The following is a 19,946-nucleotide window of genomic DNA, read 5'->3' as shown; positions in this document are numbered from 1 at the left end:
CAAGCGCAGCGCGCTATCCGCCGATCTTGCAGGCTAGGGAGGGGTAGGGGAAGGTGGCAGTGTCGAAGGTCACTCTCGACAATCAGTCCTGCAGCCGTACCGGGGTTGCCACCGGTCGGCGCGGGCTGATGCGATAGACGCAGCGCCGCGCGCCGGCCAGCAGGTGCTGCTCGCGGACCACCTGCGCATCGTTGCCCAGCACGTCGCGGAACAGTTCCAGTTCGGCACGGCAGAAACCCTGGCAGGTCTGCGCGGCGGCACAGATGGGGCAGTGGTCTTCGATCAGCAGCCAGTCGCGGCCATCGCGTTCGGCTCGCGCCATATAGCCCTCGTGTTCGCGGATCGCGGCCAGCCGCCGCACACGCTCGCCGAGGTTGCGGGCGTTGCCGATGCTTTCGAGATAGGCGCGGCGATTGTCGTCGCGACGGGCGTCGACCAGGCGATCCACGCCGGCATCGCCAAACAATGCGCGCACCGAGGCAATCAGGTCGACCGCCAGTTGCGCATGCGCATCGGGGAAGCGCGCGTGGCCGGCCGCGGTCAACGACCACAGCTGGCGTGGCCGGCCGGCAGCGGCGGCGCGCTCCTGCTGGCCGGCGATAAGGCCATCGTCGAGCAGCTTCTGCACTTGCTGGCGCACCGCCTCCGCGGTGATGTCCAACGTCTCGGCGAGCGCCGTGGTGCCCTGCGGCCCCTGCGTTTTCAGCTGACGCAGGATGCGTTCGGCAGGCGGATCGATTTTATTATCCAAGTTCATACTTGTTTAATTCCGGGGCTTCGGCTTAATATGCAAGTCGTTGCTTGGATATTAGGCGCGCATGATGCGCATTGTCGAGGTCGTATGTCCGTTACTGCCGAATCCGCCTCCTGGGCGGATCTCCTCTCGGGACGCAATGGCGTCCGCTCGCTTGCCCTCGCCGGTGGCACCGCCTTGCACGCGATCAACGTCTATGTGGTGACCACCATCATGCCGTCGATCGTGGCGGACATCGGTGGCCTCGCTTACTACGCATGGAACACCACGCTGTTCGTAATCGCCTCGATCATCGGCGCCACCCTGGCGGCAACGCTGGCCGCGCGGCGCGGCGGCAAAGGGGCGTATCTGCTGGCGCTGGGTGTGTTCACCGTGGGCACGCTGGTCTGCGCCAGTGCCACGTCCATGTTGTGGATGCTGGTGGGGCGCAGCCTGCAAGGATTGGGCGGCGGTGTGCTGGTGTCGCTGGCCTATGTGCTGATCCGCCAGGTATTCGAGCCTTCGTTGTGGTCACGCGCGATGGGGTTGGTGTCGGCGATGTGGGGTATTGCTACGTTGTCCGGGCCGGCTATCGGTGGCGTGTTCGCGCAGCTCGGCGATTGGCGCGCGGCGTTCTGGTGTCTGCTGCCCGCCGTGCTGGTGCTGGCGGTGATCGTGTCGGTGTGGCTGCCGGCGGGCGCATCGGCGGGTAGTCAGACGCGTGTGCCCGGTGGTCGGCTGGCCTTGCTGGCGCTGTCGGTGCTCGCCGTGTCGCTGGCGAGTCTCAGTGCGTCGCGCGGTATGCAGACGGTGGGCGTGGTCGCCGGCCTGGCGCTCGCTGTATGGATCGTGCGGCTGGACCGTCGCGCTGACGCGAAGCTGCTGCCGACCGGCGCTTATGCGCCATCGCGGCTGCGGGCGATCTACGGGGTGCTCAGCCTGCTGGTCATCGGCAGTACGGCGGAGATCTTCGTGCCGTATTTCCTGCAGGTGATTCACGGCCATGAACCGCTGGTGGCGGGTTATCTGACGGCGGTGATGGCGGGCGGTTGGAGTTTCGGCTCGATGCTCAGCGCAGGGCGCAGCGGTGCTTTCGCCACAACCAGCATTCGCATCGGGCCACTGTTGATGGCGCTGTCGCTGGCCTTGCTGGCGTGGATGCTGCAGCAGCCGAGCGGTTTCGAACAGGGCGCGGGCTTCGTCTTGCTATGCCTGGTGCTGGCCGGTGTCGGTCTCGGCATCGGGCTGGCGTGGCCGCATCTGCTCACCGCGCTGTTGGCGTCGGCGCCGGCGGACGAGGGCGCATTGGCCTCGTCATCGATCTCGACGGTGCAGCTCTATGCGATGTCGCTGGGCGCTGCATTGGCTGGACTGATCGCCAACGCCGCCGGCCTCGGCGATCCGGGCGGTGTAGCCGGCGCACGCTCGGCGGCGCTGTGGGTGTTCGGTGTGTTTGCCGTGCTGGTGGCGTGTGCCTTGCCCATCGCTCGGCGGGCCGCACCGCGCGCTTCGTAATGTTTTCCCCCCAATGAAAGGACCCCGACGATGGCTGTCGAACTGCTTCCCTTGCCCTATGAGCGCAATGGCCTGGTGCCGCATATCTCCGCTGAAACACTGGAATACCACTACGGCAAACATCATCAGAGCTACGTCACCAACCTCAACAGCCTGATCAAGGGCACCGAGTTTGAGTCGATGAGTCTGGAGGACATCATCCGCCGCTCCTCCGGCGCCATCTTCAACAACGCTGCGCAGATCTGGAACCACAGCTTCTACTGGAACTCGATGAGTCCGCGCGGCGGTGGCGAGCCCAGCGGCAAGCTGGCTGATGCCATTGCGCACGCATTCGGTTCGTTCGCGCAGTTCAAGGAAGACTTTGCCAAATCCGCCGCCGGTAATTTCGGTTCGGGTTGGACCTGGCTGGTGCAGCGCCCGGATGGCGCGCTGGCGATCGTCAACACCGGCAACGCGGCGACGCCGTTGACCGGCGAGGATCGTCCGCTGCTGGTGGTGGATGTGTGGGAGCACGCGTACTACATCGACTACCGCAACGCCCGTCCGAAATATCTGGAGGCGTTCTGGCAGCTCGTGCACTGGGAATTCGCCAGCGACAATCTGGCCTGAGCGCGTCTGCTACACCGCGGGAAAGCCGAGCTCCACTGTGAGCCCGGGCTGGGCATCGCCGAGTGTCAGGCGGATGCCATGCAGATCGGCAACGGCGGCGACCAGGGCCAGGCCAAGTCCGCTACCGGGTGTACTGCGACTGCGGTCCAGCCGTACGAAGCGACGTAGTACGTGTTCGCGTGCTTCGGTGGGAATGCCGGGGCCGCTGTCGATCACGCGACCGATGACGTGTTCGGACGTGCCGCTCAGACTCAGCTCGATATGCGATCCGAGTGGCGTGTGGCGCAATGCATTCTCGATCAGGTTGGCCAGCATCTGGGTCAGCAGGATGCGGTCGCCGTGCAGGCGGCGGCCGCTTTCTATGCGTGCGGACCAATGTTGTCCGAGATCTTCGGCCACCGGCCGATAGGTTTCCGCAAGCGTGTCGAAGACGGCCGACAGATCCAGGTCTTCAAAGCCGGAGCGCCGCTGCCGCGATTCGACGCTGGCGATGCGCAGCAGCGCGCGGAAGGTCGCCAGCAGGCTGTCCACTTCCTCTAGCGCGCGCTGCGCGCCATCGCGCAGCCCCTGTTCGTCGACGCGCGGATCGAGGCTGGATTCCAGCCCTTGGCGCATGCGTGTGAGCGGCGTGCGCAAGTCGTGCGCGATATCGTTTGAAACCTGTCGCATGCCGTCCATCAGCACATGCATGCGGCTCAGCATGCGGTTGAGGCGGTTGGCCAGGCGATCGAATTCATCGCCTTTGCCCGAAGGGGCGATCACCAGTTCGGTGTCGCCTTCGAGTGCGCGCTCGGCCAGCTCGCCCAGTGCATCGATGCGGCGCAGGTAGAGCCAGCCGCCGATGCCGCCGATCAGCAGCACGAGAAGGATGGCCGGCACGCCGATTTCCAGAAAGCGCTGGCTGAGCAATTCGCTCAGCTCGACAACGCTGCGGTTGTCGCTGCCGGCAGCCAGCCAGCGGCCGTCGGCCAGCCGCACCACATAGAGATGCACGATGTCGGCGTCGCTATTGTCTTCGCCCAGTGCGCCCTGCAGGGGCACGGTATGCCATCCCACCTTGGCCGGACGATAGGCGAGGTTGCCCGCGAGGCGGTGCCCCGTGGCGTCGGCAAGCAGGTAGTAGTCTGGTCCTACCGGCATGACTGCGACGCGTTGGCGGATCTGCTGAGTCAGTGTGCCGTCGGCAGCGGCCTGAAGCAGGCTGGCGATATCGGTCTTCACGTCGGCGCGCAGTTGCGCTTCCGCGTAGTCGCTGACACTCCACCACGCAATGCCGAGCAGCGCCGCGACCAGCGCCGCGAACAGCGCGGCCTGGATCATGGCCATGCGGAACGCGGCCGTGCGGAGCAGGCTAGTCCGCAGCACGCAGGCAATACCCGGCACCGCGCACGGTGTGCAGCAGTTCCTGCTCGAAGCCGCGGTCGATCTTGTTGCGCAGGCGGCTGATGTGCGTTTCGATCACGCTGGTCTGTGGATCGAAATGAAATTCCCACACGTGTTCAAGCAGCATGCTGCGCGTCACTACGCGTCCCTGATGTGTCATCAGGTATTCCAGCAGGCGGAATTCGCGCGGCTGGAGTTCGACAGCGCGATCCGCACGGCGCACTTCGCGCGTGATCCGGTCCAATACCAGGTCGGCGACGCGCAATAACGTAGGGTGCTCGGCCATGTGCGGGCGACGCGACAGCGCGGCGAGGCGCGCGCGCAGCTCGATCATCGCAAAAGGTTTCGCCAGGTAGTCGTCGGCACCGGCTTCCAGGCCCTCGACCCGCGCGTCGACTTCGCCCAGGGCGGAGACCATCAATACCGGCGTCTCGCGGCCCGCGTGGCGCAGTTCGCGCACCATCGACAGGCCGTCCAGCTGCGGCAGCATGCGGTCGACCACCAGCAGGTCGTAATGCTCGCGTGCCGCCATGGTCAGGCCCGTGTAGCCGTCGCGCGCATTGTCGATATGCGACGCGCTCGATTGCAGGCCTGCGGCGATATGCGCGGCGGTGTCGCGATCGTCTTCGACGATCAGGATTTTCATGGGCGGCGTTCCGTGGTGGGTGGTGTGAGGCTCGTCGCGAAAGTCGTCCATGACCGGGCTTCCTTACGGATCGGTAAGCCCTCTGCATCCCCATGGTCATAGCACCTCCCTAGTTTCGGTTGGATGACAGCGCAGACCGGCTGTGCTCATTCAACGAAGGTTTTTTTCCATGGCTCGTAAACATGCAGGCAGTTTTCTCGTGGGCGTCGCCGCCCTGACTGGAGCGACGCTGGCTCATGCGGCGGGTTCGGCGGCGCTCAAGGGCGTCGTCGAGAGCGATCACCGTCCGTTGGCGGGGGCCAAGGTGGTGTTGAGCGAATCGGGGCGCACTGTGGTCACCGGGCCGGACGGCCAATTTGAACTGGACGGTGTGGACCCGGGCAACTACACCATGATGGTCAGCGCGTCCGGTCAGGCGCCGTTGCAACGGCAGGTGATTCTGCATGCCGGCCAGACCATCGAGCAGGATGTGGAATTCGGTGGCACCGCCAAAACCTTGCAGGGTCTGCGGGTCACTGCGCAGACCACGCCGCTGGAACTGGCGCGCAGCATCCAGCAGGACGCGCCGAATCTGGTCAACGTGCAGCCGGCGACGGAGATCCGCAAACTGCCCGACGTCAACGCGGGCGAGGCGGTGCGCCGCATTCCGGGCATCTCGCTGGAAAGCGATACCGGCGAAGGCCGCTTCGTAAATATTCGCGGTCTCGATGCCGATCTCAACGGTGCCACCTTCGGCGGCGTGCGCTTGCCGCCCACCAACGTCGCCTCACCGATGGGCGGTGGACGCGCGGTGGCGTTCGACTCGATCCCCACCGGCCTGATCGGTGCGATCACCGTGACCAAGACCAATACGCCCGACCAGGACGCCGAAGCGCTGGGCGGCACGATCGAGATCACGCCCAAGCAGGTGCCGCCCGGCCGGGACAAGTTTCTGGAGGTGGAGCTGGGCACCGGCTACGAAAGCCTGCGCAGCACGGGGATCAAGGATTATCAGCTCAGCGGTGGCGGCCGTTTCGGTCCGGGCAATGCCTTCAGCTTCATCGGCACCGTGGCCTATTACGAAGACAAGCGCGGCGTCGACGATATCGAAGGCTCGTATGCGGACGACCAGGCCAACGGCACGCCCGACAAGGTGATGAACGATTTCGAGCAGCGTTACTACCGCTACCACCGCCGCCGTCTCGGCTACGGTGGCGAGCTCAACTACCAGCCGGATGACGATAACCGCTGGTATGCGCGCTACTTCGACGCGGGCTATACCGAGTCGGTGAACCGCCAGCGCCTGACCTACAACATGTTTGGCGGCGGTACGGGCTCGGTCACCGCCGATCCGGCGAATGCGCATGGCTTCATCGATCCCAATGTCACCTTCGACAAGACCTTGCGCGACGAGAAGGAAACCATCGATACGCGCGTAGCGACCATCGGCGGCGAGAACCACTTCCAGAGTTTCAAGATCGACTACCTGCTGGCCGCGACCTTCGGTTCGTACAACAAGCCGTTCGATCACAACAGCACGTTCTCCAATCCGAACGCGGCGGCGGTGGCTTACGACAACATCAGTGACCCGCGCTATCCGCGCTTCGGCTATCTCAATGCGAACCCGCTGGACCCTTCGGGCTATACGTTCGGCAATTTCCAGAACAGCACCGAGCACGATCACGATCAGGAATACACGGGCGCGTTCAACGTCACCATCCCGACCAGCTATTTCGAAGGCAGTGACGAGAACATCAAATTCGGTATCAGCGCGCGCAAGCGTTCCCGCCACGGTGAGATCACGCGCTTCAGTGGAACCCCGCCGGCGCTGTCGCTGAGCCAGTTCGCTTCTGGGCAGCCGATCAGCTACTACAAGGATCACTACCAGAACGGTCCCAATATCAATGCCGAGGCGCTACGCAATCTGTATGTGACCCACCCGGAGCTGTTTACGGAGAACGACCCGTTGGCGGATGCGCAGAGCGAAGCGCAGGGTGCGTCGAACGGCAAGGAAGACGTCTACGCCATCTATGGCCAGTATCAGTTCAAGCCGATCGACAAGCTGGGTGTGCTGGCCGGTGTGCGCTGGGAGCGGACCATGGCCACCTACGGTGGCAATCAGGTCCTGGTCGATCCGAACACGGGCGAGTTCGGCGGCGCTGTGCCGATTGCGGTGAATCATAGCTACAACCATTTCTTCCCCACGGTGCAGCTGCGCTATGAACTGAGCGAGGGCCTGGTGGCGCGCGCGGTCTATTCGAAGACGATTGCGCGGCCGGGCTTCAATCAGGTGACCACATCGACCTTGATCGATCCCGCCGCGGACAACGTGACCCAGGGCAATCCGAACCTCAAGGCGACCACCAGCAACAATTTCGATCTGTCGCTGGAGTACTACCTGGATAACGGCGGCATCGCTTCGGTGGGCGTGTTCGACAAGGAGTTGAGCAACTACATCATCAACAAGGAAGAGGTCGGCGTGACCTTCCCGAACAATGGACTGTTCGCCGGATTCACTGGCGCCGCCAAGGTCTTCACCTTCGCCAACCTCAGCAGCGCGCATGCGCGTGGCGTGGAGCTGAACTACCAGCAGCGGTTCGCCACGCTGCCGGGCTGGCTGGCCGGCTTCGGTATGGCGGCCAACTACACCTTCGTCGATTCAAGCGGCGAGATCCGCCCTGGCGAGCATCTGCAGTTGCCTTCGACGTCGCGCAACACCGGCAACTTCGCGCTGTTCTATGACCTGGGCGGACTCAATGTGAATCTTGGCGCCTACTACGTCAGTAAGAACATCTTCGGCGTGGGCAGCTCGGCGGCGACGGATATCTGTTCGCAGCCCCGGTTCTCGCTGGATTTCGGTGCGAGCTATGCGATCGACGAACAGTGGTCGGTGTTCCTCAATGCCAAGAACCTGACCGATACGCGCCTGAAGTTCACTGAGGGTCCGGGCAGCGGCCGTCCGATCCAGCGCGAGTTCTACGGACAGACCTACACCGCCGGCGTGCGTCTGAAACTTTGATCATCTCTCTTCTAACCAGGGCCCCTTACATGAAGAAGTCGTCTTTCCTTGCGTTGTCGATCGCGCTATTGCTCGGCGCAGTTGTGGTGGCGCCGTCGACGGCGGGCACGTCCGCCGAGCAGCCCTATGCGGTCACCAAGCACTATGCACTAGGCGGTGCCGGCGGCTGGGACTACCTCAGCCTGGATGCGGCGAACCATCGCCTGTTCATCGCTCGCGACGACCGCGTCATGGTTGTAGATACCGCTTCCGGCAAGTTGCTCACTGAGATTCCGGGGATGCAGCACGCGCATGGTGTGGCGCTGTTGCCGTCCGGGCATCAGGCGTTCGTGAGCAACGGTCACGGCGATAACGTGACGGTGATCGATACCGATGCGCTGAAGGTCACGGGCCACATCGCGATCAGCGGCAAGGATCCGGATGCGATCGTGTTCGACGGGGCTTCCGGCCATCTGCTCACCATGAACGGGCATAGCAGCAACATCAGCATCATCGATGCGCAGGCGGGCAAGGAACTGGCGACCATTGCGGTGCCGGGGCGCCCGGAGTTCGCTGTCGCCGATGGCAAGGGTCAGTTGTTCCTCAATCTGGAAGACAAGAACCAGCTCGTGCGCGTGGATCTCGCGACGAAGAAGGTGCTGAACGTGTGGTCGCTGGAACCGTGCGATGGCCCCACCGGACTGGCGCTGGATGCCGAGCACCAGCGACTGTTCTCGGTGTGCGCCAACGGCTGGATGGTGGTGACCGATGCCCGTGACGGGCACCAGGTGGCCAAGCTGCCGATCAGCAAGGACCCTGACGCGGTAGTGTTCGATGCGCAGCGCCATGTTGTGCTCAGCTCCGGCGGCGAAGGTGCGCTCAGCGTGGTGGCGCAGGACGGTGTCGATCAGTACCGCCTGTTGGGCAATCTGCCGACGCAGAAGAGTGCGCGCACGCTGGCGCTCGATCCGCAGAGCCATACGGTGTATCTCGCGGCCGCTAGTGCATCCAGCAAGGGCAAACCAGTGGAAGGCTTTGGCGTGCTGGTAGTGGCGCCGCGCTGAGTCCCGGATACACGACGGTACACCGTGGGTGTACCGTCGTTGGGTGGTGGCTTATCATCGCTAGATGTCCGAAACCTCTGTTCCCGTTTTTCGGGCGGCCGGGACCGCCGATATCGAAGCTGTAGTCGCCCTGGTGGAGTCCGCCTATCGTGGGGATTCCGGTCGGCGCGGCTGGACTACTGAATCCGATCTACTCGATGGGCAGCGCACGGACGCCGCGGGTGTCTCTGCGTTGCTCGGCCAGCCGGACAGCCTGGTGCTGCTGGCGGAACGCGACGGCGTATTGCTTGCCTGCTGCCATATCGAGCGGCAGGGCGATGCCGGTTATTTCGGCATGTTCGCGGTGAACCCGGATTTGCAGATGGCCGGCGTCGGCAAGGCCTTGCTCGCCGAGGCCGAGCGCGTTGCGCACGACGAGTGGAGTTGTGTGGCGATGCGCATGTCGGTGATCGAGCAGCGCGTCGAATTGATCGCGTGGTACGAGCGCCGCGGTTATCAGCGTACTGGCGAGTTCCGGCCGTTCCCTTATGGCGATGCGCGTTTCGGCATTCCGCGCCGCGACGACCTGCGCTTCGAATGGATGGTGAAGCCGCTCGCCGGGGCGGTGGCGTGAGCGATGACGATCTGAAGGACTGGATCTTCGTCGGCACGCGCAGCGAATTGCTGCCGGGCGAGTTCAAGGTGATCTACGACGGCGACACGCCGATCGCGGTCTACAACATCGACGGCGACCTGTATGCGGTCGAGGATGTGTGTACGCACGACGGCGGGGATCTTGCCGGTGGTGAGGTGCATGGTTTCGAGGTGGAGTGCCCGCGTCACGGCGCGCGCTTCGACCTGCGCACGGGGGCGGTCACTTGTCCGCCGGCCTACGAGCCGATCGCCAGCTTTCCGGTGCGCGAGGCGCACGGTGGCATCTGGACGCGCGACAACCGCTGAGCCGGCGTGAGTATCAGCGCGCGCGTATCAAAAACGATAGACCAGCGCGAACGAGCCGGTGAACTGGTTGGGTGAGCCGTAGTAGCGCACCAGTGGACTGTCGGCTGCGTCGCCGAGCAGGCGCGCGAAGTTCAGCGAGAACACCGCGGCGAGCGAGTCGCCGATGGGAATCATGGCGTCGTATTCCAGCGCCATCTGTTGCGCACCCGCGCCGGGACTCCACGCGCTCACGCCAAGCTGTGCGGCCTGTGCCGGTGTGAGTCCGAAGAAGCGGCGCATGGCCGGGCCGTTCATCGATTGCAGCTGCAGTTGCAGGCTGTGCTCGTAGCGGCCAAGCGGCGGCAGTCCGGTTACCGCGTACATATTGAGATAGACGCCGGCACCCAGCGTGTCGTGCGACAGCGTGACGCCCACGTTCTGCGCCTTGTTGAAGTCGTACTCCACGTAGCCGCCGGCATTGAGGCGCGGCGACAGGCTGCTGACGATACCGTCCAGATGCGGGCCGAGGTCTTCGCGGCTGCGGCCCCATTGGTAGTTGCCGAAGAGGCCGCCGTGGAGATGATCGGCGTGAATGAGGTCGAGCGTCGCACCGTCATCGGTGGACAATGTGATGCGGTCGTCCAGCTCGACTTCGACATATGGAGCAAGCTGGTCGCGATGCGAGCGTGCGCCTTGCCAGCGAGGCAGGTGAATGACGCCGACGCCCAACATATTGGGCGGACCGTCGCCGGTGTCCTGGACGTCGTCGGCGTAACTCGGTGCGCCTGCCAGCAAGCCGCTGCCCAGCAAGGTGGTGAGTAGAAGGCGCGCGACGCGGCCGGGAGTGCGCACGGTCAGACTCACTGAGCGGCGGCGGCCTTGGTGTCGGTGCTGGCCGGCGGGAAGCGCACCAACACGCGTTGGCCGATGCGCACCGAAGCCGGTGGCGGCTGATCGAAGCTGAGCACGCATTCCACCGTGCGCGTGTTGGCGCGCACCAGCGGATCGTCTTCCAGCGTGCTGGCGCCGAACACGGTGCCGATGCGCAGCACATGCGCGGTGAGGTTGGGCATGCCGCTGCCGCTATCGTCTGCGACCTCCGCTTGCATACCCGGGCTGACCGCACGCACGAACGATTCGTTGAGTTCGGCGCGCACGATGCGCGGCTGATCGGGCAGCAGCACGAAAGCGGGACCGCTTTGCGGCGAAGCCAGCGTGCCGGGCTGGATCAGCCGCTGCACCACTTGGCCGTCGACCGGCGCGAGCAGGCTGCGCTGCGACAGCTCGTACTTCGCACCGGCGAGCTTCTGCGCGGCCATCGCAGCGGAAGCCTTCGCGTTGTCCAGTTCGCCTTGCAGCTGCTGCGCATTCTCGCGGGCATCGTCGGCGCTCTGGCTGTCGCCGGCACCAGCGGCCGCGGCGGCGGCGAGACGCTCGGCGCGCTGTGTGGCGGCCTTGATGCGCGACTCGAGCAATCTGGCCTGCGCTTCCGCCTGTTTCTGCTCGGCTTCGGCCGAGGTGACGGCGAGGCGTGCGGGTTCGGTGTCCAGTGCGGCCAGCAGCTGGCCTTTGCGCACGTGGTCGCCTTCATGAACCTTGATGTCGGCCACCACGCCATCGCGCGCCATGCTCAGCTTGAGCAGGCCGCCTTCGATGTCGATGCGTCCGCGCGCCACCGCCACGAACTGAGCCGTTGCCGCCTGTGCGGCGGCTTTGTGGCTGGCGGTGTCGTCGCGCGAACAGCCGGCCAGCGCGAAGGAGGCGGCGGCCAGGGCGATCAGCGGACGGAACAGACGCGAACTCATGCAGAGGATTCCTTGAGGCCGGGGACGGCGGTCGTGGTGGACGGCGGGCTGCGATCGCTCAGGATACGACCGTCTTCCATGGCAAGAACGCGGTCGGCATGGCCGACCAGGCGCGGATCGTGGCTCACGCACAGCACCGTGGTGCCGTGGGTGCGCGCGATGCGGTGCAGGATATCGATGATGATCTGGCCGTTGGCGGCGTCAAGCGCGCTGGTCGGCTCGTCGGCGAACAGCAGCTCGGGCTCTTTGGCCAGCGCGCGGGCGATCGCCACGCGCTGCTTTTCGCCGCCGGAGAGTTCGGAGGGGCGCAGTTGCATGCGCGACCCCAGGCCGACTTCTTCCAGCGAGGCCACCGCGCGGCGGCGTGCCTCGGAGGGAGACAGGCCAAGGTAGCTCAGCGGTAGCTCCACCTGTTCCACCGCATTCAAAGCGGGGAATAGATTGAAGCCCTGGAACACGAAGCCGGTGTGCAGCAGACGGAAACGTTCGAGTGCGCGGATGTCGAGCAGGCCCAGATCCTGGCCCAGCGCGATCACCTGGCCGGCATCGGGCCGCTGCAAGCCGCTGAGGATCGCCAGCAGGGTGCTCTTGCCGCAACCGGACGGACCGGAGATCAAGGTGAGTTCGCTGGCGCGCATGTCCAGCGTCAGATCGTGCAGCACGGTGCTGCGCACCCGGCCGGATTCGAACGACTTGCTGACGCCGCGCGCCTGCAGAGAGATGGATGCCGATGGCATGGGTTGGCTCGCCATGGCTTACCTCAACAGCGTCGCGGGATCGGCGCGGCGCAGACTGCGCATCGCGGCGAGGCCGGAGACGATCGCAAGGCCCATGCCGAGCAGGAGGCAGCCGATCGTGGCGATCGGGTTGAGCTCCACCGGCACGCTGCGGCTGCGCGCGAAGAAGAAGAACAGGGCGCCCAGCACGGCGCTGCCGATCAGGCCGAGGGCGCCTACCCAGAAGGCCTGCTCCATCACGACCTTGCGCAAGGCGCCGACGCCGACGCCGAGCGCGTTGAGCGTGGCGTACTCGCGGATCGAGCCGATCACGGCGGCGACCAGGGTCTGGCTGGTGATCACCGCGCCCACCAGGAACACGATGCCGGCGAGGAACAACACGCCCGCGCCCGCGCCGGTGTCGAACATCCAGTAGAACTGCGAACGGCGCGCGAAGTCGTGCGCGGTCCACACATCGTAGTTGCCGAAGGTGTTGGAGCCGCGCAGGCGCTGTGCGATCTCGTCGGCCTTGTCGGGGTCGTTCACCTTGGCAACGAAATACGTCATGCGATTGGCGTTGGTCGGATCGGTATCCAGTTCGCGCGCGGTGGCGAGCGAGGCCACCACGTTCACACCGCCGAGTGCACGCAGGCCGCTGCTCACGCCGACCACGCGTACGCGGTGGCCGTTGATGACCGCGGTATCGCCAACGCTCACGCCGAGGCTGCCGAGGTCGGCGCGATCGACGATCACCGCGTCCGGCTCGTTCAGGCGTGCGCGCAGTGTGGCCGGCAGCGCGTGGGCGAACATCATGCTGTCGGGCCTTGCATCGATGCCGGAGACGAACACGGACACGCCGCCCGTATCGTTCGGGCCGCGCCAGTCGGCATCGACCCAATGGAACGGTTCCACCTTGGTCACGGCCGGGTCCATCAGCAGCCGCATCTCGACGCCCGTATCGATCGGGCGGCCAAGATTCACGCTCTGGGTGCCGGGGTAACCGGCCCACAAATCCGCGGAGGAGCCGGTGATGTAGACGCTGGCGCTACCAAAGATGCCGAGCACCAGCGCAGCCTGCAGCAACTGCAGCAGGCCGGCGAAACCTACGGCGACGATGGCTGGTAGAAAACGGCGCCATTCATAGATCAAGGTCTTGCGGGCGAGGGCGACCATCAGTCGGTTCCCTTCGGCATCGGTTGCGCCGGCATCGGCGCACCGCCCAGGGCTTTGTAGAGCGACACATAGGCGAGGTCGCGTGCGGCGATGGCGCTGACCAGCTCCAGCTCGGCGCGCTGGCCTTCGACCAGGCTGTCCTGGATATCCAGATGACTGCCTAGCCCAAGCTCGGCCCGCTTGCGCATGGCCGCAGCGCCGGTCTGCAATACCTCGGCGGCCTGTTGCGAGGCCTGCTCCCGTCCGCGCAGCTGTTCCAGATCGCCCATGGCGATCTCTGCTTCCGCCACACCTTGCAGTACCGCCTGGCGATAGGCATACACCGCGGCCTTGAGTTCGTGTCCCTTGGCATGCGCGGCGGCGACGCGCTGGCCCCAGTCGAACAGCGGGATGTCGATCACCGGGCCGATCGAGAAAATCCCTTCGTGGTTGCGCGCACGGTGATTGCTGGCGATGTTGATGGACCACTGCATTGAGGCGCCGATACCGATGTGCGGATACATATCGGCGCGGCTCATGCCCAGTTCGCCGGCCGCGCGCAGCACTTCGGCCTCGGCGTTGGCGACCTCGGGGCGGGTGCGCAGCAGGTCGGCCGGTGCCGAGGACAATTGCCAGCTGCCCAGCCGTGGTTGCGGCCCGGTTTCCAGCCATTGTGGATCGGGCTCGTTCTGGCCGAGCAGCACGGCCAGCTGTTGCGCGCTGGCGTTGATCGCCTGTTGCGGTTCGGCCAGTGCAGCCTCAGCGCGCAGCAATTCGGCTTGCGAGCGGGCGGCCTCGGCGGGCGGGGCCAGCTTCAGGTTCACGCGGGTCTGCACCAGACGCAGCTTTTCTTGCTGCGCATCGCGGATGCCGGTGAGCAGGCGGGCCTGCTGCTGCGCGGAGCGCAGCTCGATCCAGCGACGGGTGACTTCGGCGACCAGCGATACCTGGACCCCGCGCAGACCGACCTGTGCGCTGTTCAGCTGGGCCTGTGACACGCGGCTGGCGCTCTGCCAGGCGCCGAACAGCGGAAATTCCCAGGCGGTGTCGAAGCCGACCATGAAATAGGAGGCGCTGGTGTCGGGATTGACCACGTCATTCGTGCGCGCATGCAGGTTGGGCAAATAGCTGTCATGGGCATGCGGATTCAGCGAACGGGCCGCGCGCAGGCGCTCAGCCGCCTGTGCGACATCCAGGTTGTGCTCCAGTGCGCGATCCACCAGCGCGTCCAGCGCCGGATCGCCCAGTGCCTGCCACCAGCCCTTGAGATCAGCCTTGGGCGGGGCGACGCCATGGGGGGCGTTGCGCCAGGTTTCCGGAACCGGCGGCTTGAGCTCGGGCAGCGGCGCCACCGAGCAGCCGGCCAGCAAGGTCAGGCCCGCGGCCAGACACAGCGAGGCCAGGGAGCGATGGGCAATCCGCCGTTGCGCCGTCCTGGCGACCGTCATCGACGGAATGGTGGGGAACAGGGACACGGAACTCCCGCGGGTAACTGAAGGGGACTGCGCCTCCGACGGCCGGGCCGCCGGAAGGCGTTTCACGGCGGCAGGCGACGATTAGGGGGCAAAGCATACCTTGCCAGCCTTTGGCTTGGCTTCGGCACGACACACAACGACACAAAACGGCAAGCAAGAGTCAAAGACGGCTCACCTTTCTGTTTTTGAAATGTGCCGATGGGGAGGGCGACCTGTGCCGGAAGGCATGGTCCATAGAGAAAGGAGGCCGAAAGGGGGTAGCGCCTAAGGTTCGCCCATCCTGAAACTCGAGTGGCACCCGTGACTGCATGGAACATCCTCTGCGACTTCGACGGCACCATTTCCGTTGAGGACGTGATCGACTCGCTGCTTGACCGCTTCGGCCGCCCGGGCTGGGAGGCGCTTGAGCAGGATTGGCGCGCCGGTCGCATCGGCTCGCGCGAGTGCATGACCGGCCAGGTCGACCTGCTCGACATGAGCCGCGACCAGCTCGATAAGCATCTCGGCGGCCTGTGGATCGACCACGCCTTCCCGGCTTTCGTGGCCAAGACGCGTGAGCTGAACACGCCGATCCGCGTGGTCAGCGACGGTCTCGATTACGCCATTCACAAGATCCTGGGTCGTTATGGCCTGGACGATCTGCCGCTCGCCGCCAACCATTTTGCCCCGGCCCAGCCGCCGCGCCAGTGGCAGCTGACCTCGCCGTTCCAGGCTGAAGGTTGCCGCAGCGGCACCTGCAAATGCGCCTGTGTGGCGCAGGCTCGCCAGAGTGGCGCCAAGACCCTGCTGATCGGCGACGGCGCCTCTGACTTCTGCGCGGCCGACCGCGTCGATTTCGTGTTCGCCAAGCATCGCTTGATCGAGCATTGCCGTGCGGCTGGCATTCCTTATGTGCCGATCACCGGTTTCGAGGACGCGCTGGAACTGCTGCCCAAGCTGCTCGATGGCAGCCTGCTGGAAGAGCACGCCCAGCCCGAGCGCATCGTCGCGATCGCCCGCTGATCCGCTTTACCGACTAACCCCCATACCCCATCCGGATTTGCCTGATGAATGCTTACGACCCGAACGCCGCTACTGGCGTGATTCCTGATGCGCAGCTGCTGGCCGACGAGGCTGAGTACAGCTCCTTCGGCGACACCGTCCATTACGTCGACCCGCCGAAGATCTTCCGCCATGGCGAAGGTAGCTGGATGTACGACACCGCCGGCGTGCCGTTCCTCGATCTGCAGATGTGGTACTCGGCGGTCAACTTCGGTTATGGCAACAAGCGCCTCAACGACACGCTGAAGCGCCAGATCGACGTGCTGCCGCAGGTCGCCAGCCAGTACCTGCACCAGACCCGTATCGAGCTGGCCAAGACGATCGCGGTCGACGCGCAGCAGAAGTTCGGCCTGAAGGGCCGCGTGCATTTCAACGTGGGTGGCGCGCAGGCGGTCGAGGATTCGCTCAAGCTGGTGCGCAACTTCAAGAACGGCAAGAGCCTGATGTTCGCCTTCGAGGGCGGCTATCACGGCCGTACGCTGGGCGCATCGTCCATCACTTCGAGCTATCGCTACCGTCGTCGCTTCGGCCACTTCGGCGAGCGCGCGATGTTCATCCCGTTCCCGTATCCGTTCCGTCGCCCGAAGGGTATGACGCCGGAAGAGTATTCGGATGCCTGCGTGCGTCAGTTCGAGCGCCTGTTCGAGACTGAGTACAACGGCGTGTGGGACCCCAAGGTTAACCAGGCTGAATACGCTGCCTTCTACGTCGAGCCGATCCAGGGCACCGGCGGCTACGTCATTCCGCCGATGAACTTCTTCAAGGACCTCAAGAAGGTGCTGGACAAGTACGGCATCCTGATGGTGGTCGACGAAATCCAGATGGGCTTCTGGCGTACCGGCAAGCTGTGGTCGATCGAGCACTTCGGCGTGACGCCGGACGTGATCGTGTTCGGCAAGGCGCTGACCAACGGCCTGAACCCGCTTTCCGGCCTGTGGGCGCGCGAAGAGATGATCAACCCGACCATCTTCCCGCCGGGCTCTACGCACTCCACCTTCAACTCCAACCCGCTCGGCACCTCGCTCGGCCTCGAAGTCATCAAGATGGGCTACGAGCTGAACTACGAGAAGACCGTGGCGGAGAAGGGCGCCCACTTCCTCGACGCGCTGAAGGATCTGCAGATGCGCCACAAGGAAATCGGCGACGTCGACGGCCTGGGCCTCGCGCTGCGCGCCGAAATCTGCACCGACGACGGCTTCACGCCGAACAAGGCGTTGCTCGACAAGATGGTCGACATCGGTCTCGCCGGCGACCTCACGCACAACGGCAAGAAGATCGGCCTCGTGCTCGACGTGGGTGGCTGGTACAAGAACGTGATCACCTTCGCCCCGTCGCTCGACATCACGCATGAAGAGATCGATCTGGCCGTCGCGCTGCTCGACCAGCTGCTGACCAAGGCCAAGAAGGCGATGTAAGCATGATGGCCGCCGCGCATGGCGCGGCGGCCGCGGGTTTTTATTGCGTCACTACATTCCCATGCAGGGGATTCTGACCGCGGCGGCGCTTATGCGTCGCCGTCTTTTTTTGTAGTCCGTGCAGGCGGGAACAGAATCTCCACGCGCAAGCCGCCTTCACTGCCGGCCACATAGCGCACGCGGGCATGATGCCGTTCGGCGATGCGCTGCACGATGGCCAGACCCAGGCCAGTGCCTTCTTCATTGCTTCCAGGTACGCGGAAGAAACGCTCGCCCAGCCGCGCGAGAAAGGCCGCCGGCACGCCGGGGCCGTTGTCTTCCACGCTGAGCATGGCGCCCTTGGCATCGCTGGACACACCCACCGTCACTTCACTGCGCCGGCCCGCATAGCGCAGGCTGTTGTCGATCAGGTTGTCGAGCAATTCCTGCAGGGTGGTGCGGTCGCCATCGATCCACACCGGTTGTGGCGGACCTTCGTAACCCAGGTCGACACCGGCTGCCAAAGCTTCGTGTACGCGCAGGGTCAGCAGGTCGGGAACCAGTCGTGCGAGATCGATCAATGCGTGCGCGCCGTCGTCGTGATCCGGCGATTGCGCGCGAGTGAGCGCGAGTAGCTGGCCCGAGGTGCGCGTAGCGCGCTGGGTCAGGCGCAGGATGTGCTGCAGCGCGTCCTTGACGGTTTCCGGTGTGGGATCGCTTTGCGCGCGCTCGACATGCACGCGCAATCCGGCCAGCGGTGTACGCAATTGATGCGCTGCGTCGGCGATAAAACGTTCCTGCAGGGCCAGCATGCCGCGCAGGCGCGCGAACAGGCCATCGATGGTGCGGGTAAGCGGCAGGATTTCCACCGGCACGTCGGCATCGCCGATGGGCGCAAGGTCGTGTTCGCGCCTGGCCAGCCTCGCCGTAAGCGGGTCGAGCTGGCGCAGGCCGATGCGTACGCCGAACCACACCAATACGAACACCGCGGCGATCAGCAGCGCTTGCGCGGGAATGCTGAGCAGCAGGATTTCTTTGGCGCGCTGGCGCCGGTCACGCAGGGTTTCGGCGACAGTGATGGTGAGCTGGTCGCCTTCTTCGTGGATGCTGTCGATGATCATGCCAGCGGCACGCAAGCGGCGACGGTCGAGCATGATGTCGAACAGCTTCGGCTCACCGTTGATGCTGAGCCCGAGCCCGGAAGGCGGTGTCAGCTTGTCGCTGCCGGCGAGCAGGCCGTGGCGCTGACTGACGATGCTGAAGTAGTTGATGTTGTTGTGACCCTCCGGGTCGTACTGCAGCAGGAAGCGCGCCTGCTCGGAGATCGGGCCGTCCAGGCCTTCCTTCTGCATCATTTGCGCGACGGTCTCCGCGCTACCTGCCAGATCGCGGTCATGCACGCTGTTCGAATACACCAGCGCGCCGGTGTAGGTGATCAGGCTTTCGATAAACAGCATCGCCATCAGCGGTACCAGCAGGAACGCCAGCAGCCGCCGCCGCAGACTTTGCCGCCCATCGGGTTCCAGCATCCGGTACAGCCAGGGCTGCGAGGGTTTGCTCATCGCCTTCTCATGGCCCGCATTGATTGACTGTGGATGGGCCGTGGCACCGGTTCGCTCATGCAGCGCCTTCCTTCACTTCCTCAAGTAGATAACCGAGGCCGCGGATGGTGCGCACCTGGGTGCCGGAATCAGCCAGCTTGCGGCGCAGGCGGTAGATGGCGATGTCCAGACCATTGTCGGTGAGTTCCTCGTCCCAGTTGCACAGCGCCTCGACGAGTTGGGCGCGGCTGGTGACGCGGTCCGGGCGCGCGGCGAGTGCTTCGAGCAGGCCGAATTCGCGCGCTGTGAGTTCCAGTGGTGTCTCGTCGACCCAGGCGCGGTGGCCAGGCAGGTCCAGGCGCAGGCGGCCCAGTATCAGTTCCGGTGCGCCTTGCGCGGTGTAGCGGCGCAGCAGCGCGCGTACGCGGGCATCGAATTCGGCCAGGGCGAACGGCTTCACGAGGTAATCGTCGGCGCCGAGGTCGAGCACGCGCACGCGCTCGCGCAGGCCTTCGCGCGCGGTGATCACGAGCACCGGCAGGCTGGCGCCGCGTTTGCGCAGGCGTTGCAGCACGTCGCTGCCATCCAGGGCGGGTAGACCGAGATCGAGGATCAGCAGGTCATAGGGCGTGTCGCGCAACGCCGCGTCGGCGCGCGCGCCGTCGTTCACGTGGTCGACGGCGTGCCCGCTCTGGCGCAGCGAGGAGCAGACGCCAGCAGCAATGGCGGGATCATCCTCGGCGATCAGGATGCGCATGAGTAACTCCGATCAATAAAGGGCAAGGCAAGGGATATGGGGGCGCAGAGCATTCGAATTGAGAGTGATTATCATTTGTGGCAAGATCTTGCGCCCGGCCGCGGTGGCGGCCCACGTCCGCCAGCTTAGCGCCCGGGCGGATCACTGGGACAGATCGCAAGCGGCGCAGTTGCACGGCCGGCCCGCGATGAACGCACAACTGACGGGCAGGGTGGATGGC

Annotated in this window: 18 protein-coding genes; 8 read left to right on the top strand and 10 right to left on the bottom strand. The window is 65.0% G+C overall.

What is annotated here, in order from left to right; translation table 11 throughout:
* Positions 1-82: 82 nt before the first annotated feature.
* Positions 83-757: a helix-turn-helix transcriptional regulator gene (locus ISS97_RS12475; protein WP_379983834.1), complete on the bottom strand. Its 675-nt coding sequence runs from the start codon at positions 755-757 to the stop codon at positions 83-85.
* Positions 758-841: 84 nt separating this feature from the next.
* On the opposite strand from ISS97_RS12475, the gene ISS97_RS12470 reads away from it, so the two are divergent.
* Together ISS97_RS12470 and ISS97_RS12465 are read left to right on the top strand one after the other, a co-directional pair.
* Positions 842-2,248: an MFS transporter gene (locus ISS97_RS12470; RefSeq protein WP_379983833.1), complete on the top strand. Its 1,407-nt coding sequence runs from the start codon at positions 842-844 to the stop codon at positions 2,246-2,248.
* A gap of 30 nt (positions 2,249-2,278) precedes the next feature.
* A complete protein-coding gene (locus tag ISS97_RS12465) occupies positions 2,279-2,857 on the top strand; it encodes a Fe-Mn family superoxide dismutase (RefSeq protein WP_379983832.1) in 579 nt (192 codons plus the stop codon).
* 9 nt (positions 2,858-2,866) lie between these two features.
* Here ISS97_RS12465 and ISS97_RS12460 read toward each other — a convergent pair whose 3' ends face one another.
* Both ISS97_RS12460 and ISS97_RS12455 read right to left on the bottom strand, forming a co-directional pair.
* Positions 2,867-4,222, bottom strand: a complete 1,356-nt coding sequence (locus tag ISS97_RS12460) for a sensor histidine kinase (RefSeq protein ID WP_379983831.1) — start codon at positions 4,220-4,222, stop codon at positions 2,867-2,869.
* The gene (locus ISS97_RS12455) at positions 4,209-4,886 is read right to left on the bottom strand and encodes a response regulator transcription factor (RefSeq protein WP_379983830.1); all 678 of its coding nucleotides are present in this window, start codon (positions 4,884-4,886) and stop codon (positions 4,209-4,211) included. Before ISS97_RS12455 ends, ISS97_RS12460 begins: the two co-directional genes overlap by 14 nt.
* A gap of 169 nt (positions 4,887-5,055) precedes the next feature.
* Between ISS97_RS12455 and ISS97_RS12450 the strand changes: the two genes are divergently transcribed.
* The 4 genes from ISS97_RS12450 to ISS97_RS12435 all read left to right on the top strand — a co-directional run bounded on the left by ISS97_RS12450 (position 5,056) and on the right by ISS97_RS12435 (position 9,866).
* Complete coding sequence (locus tag ISS97_RS12450) at positions 5,056-7,884, top strand: TonB-dependent receptor (RefSeq protein WP_379983829.1); 2,829 nt, start codon at positions 5,056-5,058, stop codon at positions 7,882-7,884.
* 29 nt (positions 7,885-7,913) lie between these two features.
* Positions 7,914-8,927: a YncE family protein gene (locus ISS97_RS12445; protein WP_379983828.1), complete on the top strand. Its 1,014-nt coding sequence runs from the start codon at positions 7,914-7,916 to the stop codon at positions 8,925-8,927.
* Between the two features lie 64 nt (positions 8,928-8,991).
* The gene (locus ISS97_RS12440; protein ID WP_379983827.1) at positions 8,992-9,540 is read left to right on the top strand and encodes a GNAT family N-acetyltransferase; all 549 of its coding nucleotides are present in this window, start codon (positions 8,992-8,994) and stop codon (positions 9,538-9,540) included.
* Between the two features lie 11 nt (positions 9,541-9,551).
* A complete protein-coding gene (locus ISS97_RS12435; protein WP_379984051.1) occupies positions 9,552-9,866 on the top strand; it encodes a non-heme iron oxygenase ferredoxin subunit in 315 nt (104 codons plus the stop codon).
* A gap of 27 nt (positions 9,867-9,893) precedes the next feature.
* Here ISS97_RS12435 and ISS97_RS12430 read toward each other — a convergent pair whose 3' ends face one another.
* From ISS97_RS12430 to ISS97_RS12410, 5 genes are read right to left on the bottom strand one after another with little or no spacing between them, the layout of a single operon-like run.
* A complete protein-coding gene (locus ISS97_RS12430; protein WP_379983826.1) occupies positions 9,894-10,697 on the bottom strand; it encodes a MipA/OmpV family protein in 804 nt (267 codons plus the stop codon).
* Between the two features lie 8 nt (positions 10,698-10,705).
* Entirely contained in the window at positions 10,706-11,650 is a 945-nt protein-coding gene (locus ISS97_RS12425) for an efflux RND transporter periplasmic adaptor subunit (RefSeq protein WP_379983825.1), read from the bottom strand.
* Positions 11,647-12,402, bottom strand: a complete 756-nt coding sequence (locus tag ISS97_RS12420) for an ABC transporter ATP-binding protein (RefSeq protein WP_379983824.1) — start codon at positions 12,400-12,402, stop codon at positions 11,647-11,649. Before ISS97_RS12420 ends, ISS97_RS12425 begins: the two co-directional genes overlap by 4 nt.
* Positions 12,403-12,405: 3 nt before the next feature.
* Positions 12,406-13,539 carry an ABC transporter permease gene (locus tag ISS97_RS12415; RefSeq protein WP_379983823.1) on the bottom strand — a complete coding sequence of 378 codons (1,134 nt, stop codon included), beginning with the start codon at positions 13,537-13,539 and terminating at the stop codon, positions 12,406-12,408.
* Positions 13,539-14,993: a TolC family protein gene (locus ISS97_RS12410; RefSeq protein ID WP_379983822.1), complete on the bottom strand. Its 1,455-nt coding sequence runs from the start codon at positions 14,991-14,993 to the stop codon at positions 13,539-13,541. The genes ISS97_RS12415 and ISS97_RS12410 overlap by 1 nt, the downstream gene beginning before the upstream one ends.
* Before the next feature lie 300 nt (positions 14,994-15,293).
* Here ISS97_RS12410 and ISS97_RS12405 point away from each other — a divergent pair, with 300 nt between their 5' ends.
* Positions 15,294-15,995, top strand: coding sequence for an MtnX-like HAD-IB family phosphatase (locus ISS97_RS12405; RefSeq protein WP_379983821.1), 702 nt, complete (start codon positions 15,294-15,296; stop codon positions 15,993-15,995).
* 44 nt (positions 15,996-16,039) lie between these two features.
* On the top strand, positions 16,040-17,449 hold the full coding sequence (locus ISS97_RS12400; RefSeq protein ID WP_379983820.1) for an aspartate aminotransferase family protein: 1,410 nt from the start codon (positions 16,040-16,042) through the stop codon (positions 17,447-17,449).
* Between the two features lie 89 nt (positions 17,450-17,538).
* Here the strand turns inward: ISS97_RS12400 and ISS97_RS12395 are convergent, their stop codons facing one another.
* A complete protein-coding gene (locus tag ISS97_RS12395; RefSeq protein WP_379983819.1) occupies positions 17,539-18,990 on the bottom strand; it encodes a sensor histidine kinase in 1,452 nt (483 codons plus the stop codon).
* A 55-nt stretch (positions 18,991-19,045) separates the two neighbouring features.
* Entirely contained in the window at positions 19,046-19,726 is a 681-nt protein-coding gene (locus ISS97_RS12390; RefSeq protein WP_379983818.1) for a response regulator, read from the bottom strand.
* Between the last annotated feature and the right edge of the window lie 220 nt (positions 19,727-19,946).

Source organism: Dyella koreensis, assembly GCF_044904565.1.
GTDB lineage: Bacteria > Pseudomonadota > Gammaproteobacteria > Xanthomonadales > Rhodanobacteraceae > Dyella_D > Dyella_D koreensis.
This window is presented reverse-complemented; position numbering and strand designations above follow the sequence as displayed.